This is a genomic window from Variovorax sp. P5_A3 (assembly GCF_056400665.1).
The window spans coordinates 198,730-213,613 of record NZ_JBFUKW010000012.1; the positions used below are offsets into that span (position 1 = coordinate 198,730).

Here is a 14,884-nt window from a genome sequence, read left to right on the forward strand (position 1 = left end):
CGCCTATTTGCCGGTCGGATTGGCGGGCGCGCCCGGGAAGCGCGCCACGTAGTAGGCGATGGTGTCCAGGTCCTCCACCGGAATGCGGCTCACCGCTTCGCCCATTGCCTGCGTGTAGCCCGGGCGCTTGCCCGACTTGAACTCGCGCAGCGTCATCTGCAGGTAGTCCTCGCGTTGCTGCGCGATGCGCGCCACCTGCTGTCCGCCGCTCAGGTCGGCGCCGTGGCACATCACGCAGCGATGCTCCTGCGCCAGGGCCTGGCCGCGCGCCATGCGCGCCGCATCGGGCGGCGTGGCCGGCGGTGGGGCCGGCACCGGCGGCAGGGTGCCGATGTAGTCGGAGAAGCCGCGCAGGTCCTTGTCGTTCATGGTCTTTGCTACAGCGGTCATGGCTTCGTTGCCTCGACGGCCCTCGCGGAACAGGAAGAGCTGCGTGATCGCATAGAACGAATGCTGGCCCGCGAGGGCGGGCGTCCCGGGCATCTCGCCGCGTCCGTTCGCCCCGTGGCAGGCCGCGCACAGCGATGCGAAGCGCTGCTTGTAGCTTTCGGTCGTGGCCTGGCCCTGCGCGCCGGCCGGCAGCGCCGCAAGCCAGACGAGCGCAGCGGCTACCGGGATCGCCCGTCCTGCGCGTCCTCTCATTTGCCGTAGCTGATGCGGTAGATCGCACCGGCGTGGTCGTCGCTCACCAGCATCGAGCCGTCCCTGAGCACGAGGAAGTCGACGGGCCGGCCCAGGTAGGTGTTGTTCTCGACGAAGCCGGTCATGAAGGGCTCGACCTTCGCGCCGCCCTTGCCGTCAGGCCAGGCGACCGCAACGTCCGCGTACTTGACCGAACGGTTCCACGGACCATGGCGGGCAATGAACATCGCGCCCTGGTACTTGGCCGGGAACATCTTGCCGCGGTAGAAGCTCAGGCCCAGCGCACCGGCGTGCGGGCCGAGCAGCGCGGCGGGCTTGGCGTAGTCGTTGCAGCTCTTGCCCCAGCCGAACTCGCCGTCGAGGATGTTGCCCTGGTGGCAGTACGGATACCCGAAGTGCTGGTCCTTCGCCGTGATCTGGTTGAGCTCGTCGTTCGGCAGGTCCTCGCTGAACCAGTCGCGGCCGTTGTCGGTGAACCAGAGGTTGCCCGTCTTCGGGTCGAAGTCGAAGCCGACGGTGTTGCGCACGCCGCGCGCCACGGTCTCGATGCTGCTGCCGTCGAGGTTCATGCGGAAGATGCGCGCGTGCCGCTCGTCCGGATCGCACAGGTTGCAGGGGGCGCCGACCGCGTAGTAGAGCTTGTCGTCGTGGATGCGCAGGTAGCGCCAGCTGTGGTCCTGGCCACCCGGCAGCTTGTCATAGAGCACCACCGGTGTACCCAAGTTGTCCAGCTTGTCCTCGACGTTGTCGTACCGCATGATTTTTGTGTTGGTCGCGACGTAGAGGGAGCCTTTGTAGTACTCGATGCCCGTGGCCATTTCCATCTTGTCGATGATGGTCTTGGGCTCATGCGAGCCCTTCTCGGGGATCGCGTAGACCTTGTTGCCGACGAACAACGTGCTGACGAACACATTGCCCTTTGCTCCCTGGCGCAACTCCCGTGCGTCGAGCACGCCCGACGCCCAGGTCTCGACCTTGAAGCCGGGCGGGAGCTTGAACTTCTTTGTCGGCAACTGGTCGGCCGCGGTCGGGATCGGGAAGGCCGGCACCGGCGCCAGGCGCGTGGCGGCCTCGGTCTTGGGACGGCCCTTGGCCCAACCGGGCTCTTCGGCCGGTGGCTGCTGGGCCCAGGCGGCGGTGGCCGCGCAGAGCAGTGCGGCGATTGCCGCATACGGACGGATGGTGGCCATTGTCTTGTCTCCTTCTCGTTGTCGGCTGGATGCCGTCTGTCAGTTTGCGGGTGTGGCGTCCGGGCTTCAATAAAATAATCGAGCTAAGCGACATGAATGCCATGCATATAGACGCCATCGACCTCAACCTGCTGCGCCTTTTCGACGCGGTGTACCGCGCCCGCAATGTGAGTCGGGCTGCCGATGCGCTGGGGCTCACGCAGCCTGCCGCGAGCCACGGCCTGGGCCGGCTGCGCCTGCTGCTGCAGGACGCGCTATTCATCCGCGCGCCGGGCGGCGTGGCGCCAACGCCGCGCGCCGAGCGGCTGGCAGTGGCGGTGGAGTCGGCATTGACCACGCTCGAAGTGGCACTGAGCGAGCCCGATCGCTTCGATCCCGCCGCCTCGCGCAAGACCTTCCGCATCCACATGAGCGACATCGGCGAAGGCCGCTTCCTCCCCGGCCTGATGGCGCGCCTGGGCGAACTGGCGCCCGGCGTGCGGCTGGAGACATCGCCGCTGCAGCCAACCGAGATCGCGCCCGCGCTCGATGGCGGCCGGATCGACTTCGCCTTCGGTTTCCTGCCGAAGGTGAGCGATACGCAGCGCGTGATGCTGCTGAAGGACCGCTACATCGTGCTGCTGCGCAAGGGCCATCCCTTCGCCCGTTCGCGCCGCAACGGGCCGGCCCTGCTGGAGGCACTGCAGAAGCTGGAGTACGTCGCCGTTCGTACCCATGCGGAGACGCTGCGAATCCTCCAGTTGATGAATCTCGAAGACCGCGTAAGGCTGACGACCGAGCACTTCATGGTGCTGCCGGCCATCGTGCGCGCGACCGACCTGGCCGTGGTGATGCCGCGCAACATCGCACGCGGCTTCGCGGAGGAGGGTGGCTACACCATCGTCGAGCCGGCCTTTCCGCTGCGGGACTTCACCGTCTCGCTGCACTGGAGCAAGCGCTTCGAGGCGGATCCGGCGAACCGGTGGCTCAGGCAGGTGATCAGGGATCTGTTCGCCTGACGCCGAAGCGATCCGAGGCGCTTATAGTCCGAAACAACAAGAATCCAAGGGAGTAGACTGAAATCATGGAGTTGGAAATCTATACGGCATTTCGCAAGATAGGCATCGAGGATGCCGATGCGCGCGCTGCCGTCGAGTCGATCAACAAGGAGATCGACCGTCGGTACGGGCTGCACGCCCAGCAACTCGCGACGCGGGGCGACGTCAGCGAAATGCGGCACGAAAGTTCCGAGATGGAAGCGCGTCTGTTGCGGGTGCTGAATGACATGCAGCGATGGACGCTGGGTGCAGTGTTCGGAAGCATGGCAGCGCTGGCGGTGATCACCAAGCTGTGGCATTGAGGCACAGCGCATAGCGCAGCGCCCCAGCAAGCCGCCCTCGGGCGGCTTTTTTTATGCTGCGCCCGGTTTGGACGCGGTTCCGACTCAAGGGTTTTCCCCAGCGTCGCATACCAGCCCCCACATAGCCGATATGGGCACACCCGTATGCACGCACCCCCTTTAAGGACTAACTTCCAGTTGGCCCGATTTTTGATCTCGATAAAGCATTGCCCCCCACGAGCATGAGCATGACCCCGAGCACCCAACCCATCCGCTTCTTCCACCGCGGTCGGATCGTCGACGTCAGCGGCGTGCATCCGACCCGTTCTGTGCTCGACTGGCTGCGCGAGGACGCCCGCTGCACTGGCACCAAGGAGGGATGCAACGAGGGCGATTGCGGTGCATGCACCGTGGTGATCGGCGAACTGGCCGATGACGGCGAGAAAGGTGCAGTCGGCGGGCTGCGGCTGTCGACGGTCAATGCCTGCATCCAGTTCCTGCCGACGCTGCACGGCAAGGCGCTGTTCACGGTCGAGGACCTCAAGGCGCAGTGCGGCCACGGCCATGACGCGCAACAGCACGACAAGCACCCGGTGCAGCGCCTGCATCCGGTACAGCAGGCGATGGTCGACTGTCACGGCTCGCAGTGCGGTTTCTGCACGCCGGGCTTCGTGATGTCGCTGTGGTCGACCTACGAACATCACCAGGCCGGCGGCACCCGGCCGACGCGCCAGCAACTGGCCGACGATCTCTCGGGCAACCTCTGCCGCTGCACCGGCTACCGGCCGATCCTCGATGCCGGCCAGCGCATGTTCGACCTGCCCGATGTGCGCCTCCAGACGCAACCCGTGGTGGACGCGCTGTCCAGCCTGCGGCACGACCAGACCTTCGAATACGCCGCCCCGCTGGGCCAGCGGCTGGACCACTTCCATGCGCCGACCACGCTGGCCGAACTCGCCGCGCTGCGCGAGGCCAAGCCGACGGCACAGTTGCTGGCCGGATCGACCGACGTTGGCCTCTGGGTCAACAAGCAGTTCCGCGACCTGGGCGACATCATCTTCGTGGGCGACGTCACCGAGATGAAGTCGATCGAGGAGCGCGACGACGCCCTCTACATCGGCGCCGGCGCCTCGCTCGAGAACGCCTTCCGCGCGCTGACCCAGCGCGTGCCGAGCCTCACGGACGTCTGGCTCCGTTTCGCGTCGCCGCCGATCCGCAATGCCGGGACGATGGGCGGCAACGTGGCCAACGGTTCGCCCATCGGCGATTCGCCGCCGGTGCTGATGGCACTGGATGCGGAAATCGAATTGCGCCGTGGCGACCGTGTCCGTCGCATGCCGTTGCCGGATTTCTATATCGACTACATGAAGAACCAGCTCGAACCCGGCGAGTTCGTGCAGGGTCTGTCAATTCCGCTGGCGGCGCTCCGGCGCCAGGTGCGGGTCTACAAGATCAGCAAGCGCTTCGACTGCGACATCTCGGCCCTGTGCGCCGGCTTCGCCATCACGCTGGACGGTGAGGTAGTCAAGGAAATCCGCCTCGCATTCGGCGGCATGGCCGCGACCGTGAAGCGCGCCGCGCAGGCCGAGGCGGCGCTGGTCGGCAAGCCCTGGTCGCAGGCCAGCGTGAACGCTGCCAAGCTGGCCCTCGCGCAGGACTTCAAGCCGCTGAGCGACATGCGCGCGAGCGCAGACTACCGCCTGCAGGTGGCGCAGAACCTGCTGCAGCGCCTGTGGCTGGAAACGCGCACGACCGATCCGCTGCCGGTGGAAGCCACCAGCGTCTGGAGCGTGATGCCCCACGAAACGAGCGTCGAAGGAGCATGAGATGAACAAGCCATTGGATCCCAGCCTGTTCAAGTCGGCCGAGGCCTTTGCCGACTACCTGACCAATACCGCGGCGCGCATCGATGAACGCGCCGAGGCCAAGGCGCACGGCGACGGTGCGCGCGTGGGCATCAGCCGGCCGCACGAGTCGGCCCAGTTGCACGTGGCTGGCGAAGCGACCTACATCGACGACATTCCCGAACTGGCCGGCACGCTGCACTGCGCGCTGGGCCTGTCGCCCGTCGCCAATGGCGTGCTGAAGGGAATGAAGCTCGACGCGATTCGAGCCATGCCCGGCGTGGTCGACGTGATCACCGCGGCCGACATCCCCGGCAGCAACGATTGCGGATCGATCATCCACGACGACCCGATCCTGTGCAGCGGCGAGATCCGCTTCCTGGGCCAACCCGTCTTCGCAGTTATCGCCGAGACACGCGACGCCGCGCGCCGTGCGGCGGCCGGCGCCAAGGGCGCGCTCGACATCGAGGCCGTGCCGCCCGTGCTCACGCCGCAGGAGGCGCATGCGAAGGAACAGTACGTGGTGCCGCCGATGCACCTCGTGCGCGCCACGAACGAGGGCGGTGCCCAGGCAGCGATCGCCAAGGCCCCGCACCGGCTCAAGGCCGAACTCGACGTCGGCGGCCAGGAGCAGTTCTACCTGGAAGGCCAGATCAGCTACGCCACCCCCAAAGAGGGCGGCACGATGCATGTGTACTGCTCGACGCAGCATCCGAGCGAGATGCAGCACCTGGTCGCGCATGCCTTGCACCTGCACGCGAACGAGGTGCACGTCGAATGCCGCCGCATGGGCGGCGGCTTCGGCGGCAAGGAATCGCAATCGGGGCTCTTCGCCTGCGTGGCGGCGGTGGCGGCGAACAAGCTCAAGCGTCCCGTCAAGCTGCGGCTGGACCGCGACGACGACTTCATGATCACCGGGCGGCGCCACTGCTTCTGGTACGAATACGAAGTGGGCTACGACGACGAGGGCCGCATCCTCGGCGCGGAGATCACGATGGTCTCGCGCGCCGGCCATTCGGCCGACCTCTCGGGTCCGGTGATGACGCGGGCGCTGTGTCACTTCGACAACGCCTACTGGCTGCCGGACGTGTCGATGCACGGCTTCTCGGGCAAGACCAACACGCAGAGCAACACGGCCTTCCGCGGTTTCGGTGGCCCGCAGGGCGCGATCGCGATCGAGAACATCCTCGACAGCGTGGCGCGCGAACTCGGGCGCGATCCGCTGGACGTGCGGCGCGTCAACTTCTACGGCAAGGGCGAAAACAACGTCACGCCCTACGGCCAGGTGGTGAGCGACAACATCATCCACGAGCTGGTGGCGGACCTCGAAGCGAGCAGCAGCTACCGCGAGCGGCGCGAAGAGATCACGGCCTTCAATGCCAAGAGCCCGGTGCTCAAGCGCGGCATCGCGCTGGCGCCGCTGAAGTTCGGCATCTCGTTCAACGTGAAGCATTTCAACCAGGCCGGCGCGCTGGTCCACGTCTACACCGACGGCTCGATCCTCGTGAACCACGGCGGCACCGAGATGGGGCAGGGCCTCAACACCAAGGTGGCGCAGGTGGTCGCCCATGAACTGGGCGTGAGCTTCGAAAGCGTGAGGGTCACGGCCACCGATACGCAGAAGGTCGCCAACACCTCGGCCACCGCCGCGTCGACCGGCGCCGACCTGAACGGCAAGGCTGCGCAGGACGCCGCGCGGCAGATCCGCGAGCGGCTCGCGGCCTGCGCCGCCGCGCGCCATGGCGGCGAGGCTTCGGCGGTGCGCTTCGCCAACGACAAGGTCGAGGTCAACGGCCGCACGCTCTCCTTCAGCAACGTGGTGGCCGAGGCCTACCTAGATCGCGTGCAGCTCTGGTCCGACGGCTTCTACGCCACCCCCGGCCTGAGCTGGGACAAGGACAAGATGTTCGGCCGCCCGTTCTTCTACTACGCGTACGGCGCGGCCGTGAGCGAGGTCATCGTCGACACGCTCACCGGCGAATGGAAGCTCCTGCGCGCCGACATCCTGCACGACGCCGGCAAGTCGCTGAACCCGGCGGTCGACATCGGCCAGGTCGAGGGTGCCTTCATCCAGGGCATGGGTTGGCTCACGACCGAAGAACTGGTTTGGCATCCCAAGACAGGCCTGTTGACCACGCACGCGCCCAGCACTTACAAGATCCCGACGGCCAACGACTGCCCGCCGGTGTTCAACGTGCGCTTGTTCGAGGGCCAGAACTTCGAGGACTCGATCCACCGAAGCAAGGCCGTCGGCGAGCCCCCCCTGCTGCTGCCGTTCTCGGTCTTCTTCGCGATCCGCGATGCGGTGTCGGCCGTGGGCGATCACAAGTCCGATCCGCCATTGCGCGCACCGGCCACGAGCGAGTCGATTCTCCGCGCGATCACCGCGGTCCAGAACGCCGCCTGAGGGCACTTCCATGTGAATGCAGCGCTGTATAACTGCCCGCACATTCCAGACCACGGTGGGCAGCTATGAGAGACCAAGCGCTTCTAGACAAGATCGATCTTCATCTCATCAGGGTTCTACACACCGTGTTGACCGACCGCAGTGTCTCGCGTGCCGCCATCCGATTGGGGATGTACCAGCCGGCCGTTTCCGCAGCCCTCAAGCGGTTGCGCGAGCTGTCGGGCGACCCGTTGCTGGTGCGCTCGGGATCGGGCATGGTGCCGACTGATGCGGGGCTTCGGATGATCGAGCCCGCGGCGGCGATCCTGCGTTCGGCCGAGGTGCTGTTCAGCGATGCGCGCGGCTTCGACCCGCAGACCGCGGCAACCACCTTCCGCATCGCGGCGAGCGACTACATGGACCCGATCTTCCTGCCGCAGCTGGTGGCGCAGATCAAGAGCCAGGCGCCGCTGTGCCATATCGAGATCCATCCGCTGACCTCCGACTCGGACTACCACGCCCACCTCTCGCTCGGGCAGGTCGACGTGGTCATCGGCAACTGGCTGAAGCCCCCGGAAGACCTGCACATGGCGCGCCTCTTCGGCGACGAGATCGTCTCGCTGGTCAACAAGGACCATCCGGCCGTGCGGCGCGGCTGGGACCTGGAGAGCTGGCTCTCCGCCGAACACATCGCGCCGACGCCCACCCATCCGGGCGCGCGCGGGATCATCGACCAGATGCTCGACGAGATGGGCCGCCAGCGGAACATCACCGCGCGTTGCGCGCACTTCGGCCTCATCCCCGACATGGTGGCCTCGAGCCTGCTGGTGCTGACCACCGGCCGCCAGTATTGCGAGCGCTTCCTCGACCGGCTGCCGGTCGCGATCCTCGAATGCCCGGTGCCTCTGCCGCGACTCATGTACTACCAGCTCTGGCATGAGCGCACGCATTCGTCGAGCTCGGCGCGCTGGCTGCGCGAGCGGGCGAAGGCGGTGGCGGCTTCGCTTCGGCCCTCGGCGGTGCAGGGCGGCCCCGACTAGATAGATCTCGCGCCGGCGTCGCGAGCAAAGACAGACAACGCCATCGATCCATAAAGACTCGGAGACAAGACGATGAACCGGACAGAACAAGTGCTCGACCTCAAGGAGCACGGCGCGCCAGCGCAAGCCACGGCCTCGAGAGGCTGGGCAGAACGGATGTTCAAGCTCAGGGAGCACAACACCACCATCCGCACCGAACTGGTGGCGGGCCTCACCACTTTCCTGACGATGGCCTACATCATCTTCGTCAACCCGTCGATCCTTGGCGACGCGGGCATGCCGAAGGATGCGGTCTTCGTCGCCACCTGCCTGATCGCGGCGCTGGGGACGGGCATCATGGCCCTCTACGCGAACTACCCGATCGCGCTCGCGCCGGGCATGGGGCTCAACGCCTACTTCGCCTACGTGGTCGTGCTGCAGATGGGCTTCACGTGGCAGGCGGCGCTGGGGGCGGTGTTCGTCTCGGGCTGCCTGTTCCTTCTGGTCACGGTGTTCAAGCTGCGGGAGCTGATCATCCGCGGCATCCCGCACTCGATCCGCATCGCGATCACGGTGGGCATCGGTCTCTTCCTCGCCATCATCGCGCTCAAGAGCGCGGGCATCGTGGCGCCGTCGAAGGCGACCTACGTCACCCTGGGCGACCTGCACACCCCGCAGGTGGTGCTGGCAACGCTGGGCTTCTTCCTGATCGTGGTGCTCGACCGCCTCAAGGTGCCCGGCGCGATCCTGATTGGCATCGTCGGGGTCACCGTGCTGTCCTTCTTCTTCGCCGGCAACACGTTCAATGGCGTCTTCGCGGCACCGCCGTCCATCGCGCCGACCTTCCTGCAGCTCGACATCAAGGCGGCGCTGTCGGGCGGCATCCTGAACGTGATCCTGGTCTTCTTCCTGGTCGAACTGTTCGACGCCACCGGCACGCTGATGGGCGTGGCCCGCCGCGCCGGCCTGCTGGTGCCGGGCAAGATGGACCGTCTCAACAAGGCGCTGCTGGCCGACAGCGGCGCGATCTTCGCGGGCTCGCTGCTGGGCACCTCCAGCACGACCGCCTATGTCGAGAGCGCTGCGGGCGTGCAGGCCGGCGGCCGCACGGGTCTCACGGCGCTGACGGTGGCGGTGCTGTTCCTCGCGGCGCTAGTGATTTCGCCGCTGGCCGGCGCGGTACCGGCCTATGCCACCGCACCCGCCCTGTTCTTCGTGGCCTGTTTGATGCTTAGGGAACTGACCGAACTCGATTGGGACGAGACGACCGAGGTCATTCCGGCTGCCGTGACGGCGCTGACGATGCCTTTCACGTATTCCATCGCCAACGGCCTGGCGTTCGGCTTTATCACCTATGCGGTGTTGAAGCTGTTCACCGGCCAGGCCAAGCAGGTGCACTGGATGGTGTGGCTGATCGGCGGCGTGTTCCTTTTCAAGTTCATCTACATCGGCGGAGGATCATGAAAACACCCCCAGGCTTCGCGCACTTCGTGTCGCTGTGCCAACCCCCTCACCGGGGGCAACACCGGCGGCCCGGCAAAGCCGGTTCCGCGGTGTTTCCGGACCCCCGCGGCCCGGTTTCGCGGTTGTAATACGCGAACGAAACGGCAGGCACAGCCATGACAATCCAAAGACTCCAGCTCTCGCACATCACGAAGCGCTATCCAGCGGTCGTCGCCAACAGCGATGTGTCGCTGACGGTGGCACCCGGTGAAACCCACGCGGTCCTCGGCGAGAACGGCGCCGGCAAGTCCACTCTGATGAAGATCATCTACGGTTCGGTCAAGCCGGATGAAGGCAGCGTGATGTTCAACGGCCAGCAGGTCAACGTGCGCAATCCGCAGGAGGCGCGTGCGCTGGGCATCAGCATGGTGTTCCAGCACTTCAGCCTCTTCGACACCCTGACCGTGGCCGAGAACGTCTGGCTCGGACTCGACAAGAGCCTGGCACTCGCGGAAGTCGCGCGCCGGGTGCAGGCGAAGGCGGGAGAGTACGGGCTGGATATCGACCCCTCGCGGCCGGTGCACACACTGTCGGTCGGCGAGATGCAGCGAGTGGAGATCATCCGCGCGCTGCTGACCGACCCCAAGCTGCTGATCCTCGACGAACCGACTTCGGTGCTGACGCCGCAGGCGGTGCAGAAACTCTTCGTGGTGCTCAAGAAGCTGGCGTCGGAAGGCTGCAGCATTCTCTACATCAGTCACAAGCTGCATGAGATCCGCGAACTGTGCACGGCGTGCACGGTGCTGCGCGGCGGCAAGGTGACGGGGGTGTGCAACCCTCAGAACGAATCCAACGAATCGCTGTCGCGCCTGATGATCGGCGCCGAGCCGCCGCCGCTGACGCACCGGCCGATCCATGCGGGTGCCGTCGCGCTGCAGGTCAAGGGCCTGTCGCTGGCGCGCGAGGATCAGTTCGGCGTCGACCTCGACGGCATCTCGCTCGACGTGCGCGCCGGCGAGGTGGTGGGCATCGCCGGCGTGTCGGGCAACGGCCAGAAGGAATTGCTCTACGTGCTCTCGGGCGAGGACGTCCGCGCCGAGGCGCCGATGATCCAGGTGTTCGGCCAGCCGGCCGCGCATTTCAGGCCGCGCAGGCGGCGGGCGCTGGGGCTGCATTTCGTGCCGGAGGAAAGGCTGGGGCGCGGTGCAGTGCCCACGCTCGGTCTGGCGCACAACCTGCTGCTTACGCGCAGCAACGCGGTCGGCAAGGGCGGCTGGATTCGCACCCGCGCGCTGCAACAACATGCGAGCGACATCATCCAGCGCTTCAACGTCAAGGCCGGCGGGCCGAATGCCGCGGCGCGCTCGCTGTCGGGCGGCAACCTGCAGAAGTTCATCGTCGGTCGCGAGATCGATGCGAACCCGAAGATCTTCATCGTCTCGCAGCCCACGTGGGGTGTGGACGTGGGCGCGGCGGCGCTCATCCGCGGCGAGATCCTCGCGCTGCGCGATGCCGGTTGCGCGGTGCTGGTGGTGAGCGAGGAACTCGATGAACTCTTCGAGATCAGCGACCGGCTGTACGTGATCGCCAAGGGCCGGCTCTCGCCTTCGATCGATCGTGCCGCGGCCACCGTCCCGCAGATCGGCGAGTGGATGAGCGGCCTGTGGGACAAGTCGTCTCACGCCGCCACGGCATCCCCGGAGGTGGCCCATGTTTAAGCTCGAACCCCGCCCGCAGCTCTCGCGCTTCTGGAGCTACGGCTCGCCGATCCTGGCGCTGCTGGTCACGGTCGTGATCGGCATGGTGCTCTTCGCGCTGCTGGGCAAGGACCCGGTCAAGGGCCTCGCGGTCTTCTTCTGGGAGCCGATCAAGAGCGGCTATGCGCTGGGCGAACTGATGGTCAAGGCGACGCCGCTGCTGATCATCGCGCTCGGCCTTGCCGTGTGCTTTCGCGCCAACGTGTGGAACATCGGCGCCGAAGGCCAGTTCGTGTTCGGCGCCATCGCGGCCGGTGGTGTCGCACTGCTGGCCGACAAGACCACGGGCGGCTGGATCGTCGCCGCCATCCTGGTCGCCGGCATCCTGGGCGGCATGGTTTGGGCGGGCATCGTCGCGTTCCTGCGCGACAAGTTCAACGCCAATGAGATCCTGGTGAGCCTGATGCTGGTGTACGTTGCGACACTGCTGCTGGGCTACATGGTCTACGGGCCGTGGAAGGACCCGCAGGGCTACAACTTTCCGCAGACCAAGACCTTCGAGGCGGTGACGCAGATTCCGCGGCTGATCAAGGGCTCGCGCGTGAGCATCGGGCTGCTCATCGCACTGGTCGGCGCGGGGGCGCTGTGGGTGTTTCTCTTCCGCACGCGTGCGGGCTTCGCGCAGCAGGTCGGTGGCCTGGCGCCGGCGGCGGCGCGCTATGCGGGCTTCTCGGCGCGGCGCGCGGTGTGGATCGCGCTGCTGACCTCGGGCGGGGCGGCGGGCCTGGCGGGTGCGCTCGAAGTGGCGGGCCCGATCGGCCAGCTCAACCCCTACGTGCCGGCCGGCTACGGCTTCGCCGCGATCATCGTGGCCTTCGTCGGGCGACTGCATCCGGTCGGGATGATTTTCTCGGCGATCCTGATGAGCATGTTCTACATCGGTGGCGAACTCGCGCAATCTCGACTTGGGTTGCCGAAGTCGCTGACGGGCGTGTTCCAGGGGCTTTTGCTGTTCACGCTGCTGGCGTGCGACACGCTGATCGCCTATCGCATCAAGCGCAAGTCGGCGCCGAAGGCCGCCGCGGTCTCGCCGGGCACTTCTTCCTTGCAGGCCAGCACGCCGCTCACGGCCCCAGTCGCTCGTCCCACAGAAGGAGCTGCATGATGGAAAGCTACGCACTCCTCCTGGGGTCCACCCTGAGCGCCGGCACGGTGCTCGCCATCGCGGCGCTGGGACTGCTCATCAACGAGAAGTCCGGCATCGTGAACCTCGGCGCCGAGGGCATCATGCTGTGCGCCGCGATCGCCGGCTTCGCCACCGTCGTGACCACGCACAACCACTGGCTCGGCTTCGTGGCCGGCATGGCGGCCGGTGCGCTGCTGTCGGCCTTCTTCGGCGTGCTGGTGATCTGGCTCAACACCAACCAGTACGCGACCGGGCTGGCGCTCAGCCTCTTCGGCGTTGGCTTCTCGGCCTTCCTGGGCATCAACTTCGTGCAGGCCAAGTTGCCGGAGAGCGTGTCGTATGCGCTGCCGGTGCTCGGCGACATCCCGCTTGTCGGCCCGGCGCTGTTCCGGCATCACCCGATGGTGTATTTCGCGGTGCTGCTGACGTTCGGGTTGATCTGGTTCCTCTACCGCACGCGCGCCGGGCTGGTGCTGCGATCGGTGGGCGAGTCGCCCGAGTCATCCCACGCGCTGGGTTATCCGGTACGGCGGATCCGCTTCCTGGCGGTGATCACGGGCGGCGCGTTGTGCGGGCTCGCGGGTGCCTACCTGTCGACCGTCTACACGCCGTTGTGGGTCGAGGGCATGGTGGCCGGCCGCGGCTGGATCGCGCTGGCGCTGACCACCTTTGCGACATGGCGGCCGATTCGCGTGCTGCTCGGCGCGTACCTTTTCGGCGGCGTCTCGATGCTGGGTTTTCACCTGCAGAGCACCGGGGTCAACGTGCCCAGCCAGTTCCTGAGCATGCTGCAATACATCGCGCCGATCGTCGTGCTGGCGCTGATCTCGCGCAACCCGGCGTTCATCCGCGTGAACATGCCGGCTTCCATAGGAAAACCGTTCTACCCCGGCTCATAATCGCGTTTCGTTTCGTTTTGTTTCTCCGCCAACCCGTCCTTTGAGGATTTCAAACAATGAATGATCTGAACAAGCGTTCCCTGCTCAAGCTGGCCGCCCTGACGGCGGTCGCTTCGGCCGCCCTCATCGGCTGCGGCAAGAAGGAAGAAGCGCCGGCCCCCGCACCCGCCGCCCCGGCCCCGGCTCCGGCCGCTGCGGCACCCGCGGCCGCGGCGCCGCTGAACATCGCCTTCGCCTACGTCGGCCCCGTGGGCGACGGCGGCTGGACCTTCGCGCACGACAACGGCCGCAAGGCGATCGAGAAGGAATTCGGCGACAAGATCAAGACCACCTTCGTCGAGAGCGTGCCCGAGGGCGCCGACGCCGAGCGCGTGTTCCGTGACATGGTGAGCCAGGGCAACAAGCTGATCTTCGGCACGACCTTCGGCTACATGGAGCCCATGCTCAAGGTCGCGGCGGACAACAAGGACGTGAAGTTCGAGCATGCCACCGGCTACAAGACCGCCGAGAACATGCGCACCTACGACAGCCGCACCTACGAGGGCGCGTACATGGCCGGCATCATTGCCGGCTCGATGACCAAGAGCAACACGCTGGGCGTGGTCGGCTCGGTGCCGATCCCCGAAGTGCTGCGCAACATCAACAGCTTCACGCTGGGCGCGCAGTCGGTCAACCCGAAGGTCACGACCAAGGTGGTGTGGGTCAACGAATGGTTCAGCCCGCCGAAGGAAACCGAGGCAGCCACCGCGCTGATCAACGGCGGCGCTGACGTGCTGTTCCAGAACACCGACTCCCCGGCCGTGCTGAAGACCGCCCAGGAAAAGGGCAAGCGCGCCTTCGGCTGGGACTCGGACATGACCGCCTACGGTCCCAAGGCCCACCTTGCCTCGGCGACCATCAACTGGGCGCCGTACTACATCAAGGCGACGCAGGACATGCTCGACGGCAAGTGGACGACCGGCCAGAGCTGGTGGGGCGTGAAGGAAGGCGCGATCGACCTGGTGTCGATCGCCGAAGACGTGCCCGCCGAGGCCAAGGCCAAGGTCGACGAAGTCAAGAAGGGCCTGAAGGACGGCAGCTTCTCGATCTGGAAGGGCCCGATCGTTGACCAGGACGGCAAGGAGCTGGTGGCGGCCGGCGCCGTGGCGGACGATAAGTTCCTGAGCGGCGTCAACTTCTACGTCAAGGGCGTGGAAGGCAAGGTCCCCGGCGACAAGAAGTAATCGACGACCGGAATTCCGGTGCAAAGGGTTGCCTCCC

The 14,884-nt window shown here is 66.4% G+C and carries 12 protein-coding genes; 10 read left to right on the top strand and 2 right to left on the bottom strand.

What is annotated here, in order from left to right:
- Positions 1–3: 3 nt before the first annotated feature.
- Complete coding sequence (locus AC1D3B_RS20140) at positions 4–642, bottom strand: c-type cytochrome (protein WP_478192433.1); 639 nt, start codon at positions 640–642, stop codon at positions 4–6.
- A complete protein-coding gene (locus tag AC1D3B_RS20145; protein ID WP_478192434.1) occupies positions 639–1,832 on the bottom strand; it encodes a PQQ-dependent sugar dehydrogenase in 1,194 nt (397 codons plus the stop codon). The genes AC1D3B_RS20140 and AC1D3B_RS20145 overlap by 4 nt, the downstream gene beginning before the upstream one ends.
- Positions 1,833–1,924: 92 nt before the next feature.
- Between AC1D3B_RS20145 and AC1D3B_RS20150 the strand changes: the two genes are divergently transcribed.
- From AC1D3B_RS20150 to AC1D3B_RS20195, 10 genes are all read left to right on the top strand, one after another.
- On the top strand, positions 1,925–2,830 hold the full coding sequence (locus AC1D3B_RS20150; protein ID WP_478192435.1) for a LysR family transcriptional regulator: 906 nt from the start codon (positions 1,925–1,927) through the stop codon (positions 2,828–2,830).
- 65 nt (positions 2,831–2,895) lie between these two features.
- Positions 2,896–3,171, top strand: coding sequence for a hypothetical protein (locus tag AC1D3B_RS20155; RefSeq protein ID WP_478192436.1), 276 nt, complete (start codon positions 2,896–2,898; stop codon positions 3,169–3,171).
- A gap of 221 nt (positions 3,172–3,392) precedes the next feature.
- Positions 3,393–4,976: a xanthine dehydrogenase small subunit gene (gene xdhA, locus AC1D3B_RS20160; RefSeq protein WP_478192437.1), complete on the top strand. Its 1,584-nt coding sequence runs from the start codon at positions 3,393–3,395 to the stop codon at positions 4,974–4,976.
- 1 nt (position 4,977) lies between these two features.
- Positions 4,978–7,401, top strand: a complete 2,424-nt coding sequence (gene xdhB, locus AC1D3B_RS20165) for a xanthine dehydrogenase molybdopterin binding subunit (RefSeq protein ID WP_478192438.1) — start codon at positions 4,978–4,980, stop codon at positions 7,399–7,401.
- A 65-nt stretch (positions 7,402–7,466) separates the two neighbouring features.
- Positions 7,467–8,420, top strand: coding sequence for a LysR family transcriptional regulator (locus AC1D3B_RS20170; protein WP_478192439.1), 954 nt, complete (start codon positions 7,467–7,469; stop codon positions 8,418–8,420).
- 156 nt (positions 8,421–8,576) lie between these two features.
- Complete coding sequence (locus tag AC1D3B_RS20175; RefSeq protein ID WP_478192479.1) at positions 8,577–9,863, top strand: NCS2 family permease; 1,287 nt, start codon at positions 8,577–8,579, stop codon at positions 9,861–9,863.
- A 155-nt stretch (positions 9,864–10,018) separates the two neighbouring features.
- Positions 10,019–11,560 (top strand): ABC transporter ATP-binding protein, encoded by a 1,542-nt coding sequence (locus tag AC1D3B_RS20180; protein WP_478192440.1) that lies wholly within the window; start codon positions 10,019–10,021, stop codon positions 11,558–11,560.
- Complete coding sequence (locus AC1D3B_RS20185; RefSeq protein ID WP_478192441.1) at positions 11,553–12,704, top strand: ABC transporter permease; 1,152 nt, start codon at positions 11,553–11,555, stop codon at positions 12,702–12,704. Before AC1D3B_RS20180 ends, AC1D3B_RS20185 begins: the two co-directional genes overlap by 8 nt.
- Positions 12,704–13,624: an ABC transporter permease gene (locus AC1D3B_RS20190; RefSeq protein WP_478192442.1), complete on the top strand. Its 921-nt coding sequence runs from the start codon at positions 12,704–12,706 to the stop codon at positions 13,622–13,624. Before AC1D3B_RS20185 ends, AC1D3B_RS20190 begins: the two co-directional genes overlap by 1 nt.
- 56 nt (positions 13,625–13,680) lie before the next feature.
- Entirely contained in the window at positions 13,681–14,847 is a 1,167-nt protein-coding gene (locus AC1D3B_RS20195) for a BMP family ABC transporter substrate-binding protein (protein ID WP_478192443.1), read from the top strand.
- Positions 14,848–14,884: the final 37 nt, after the last annotated feature.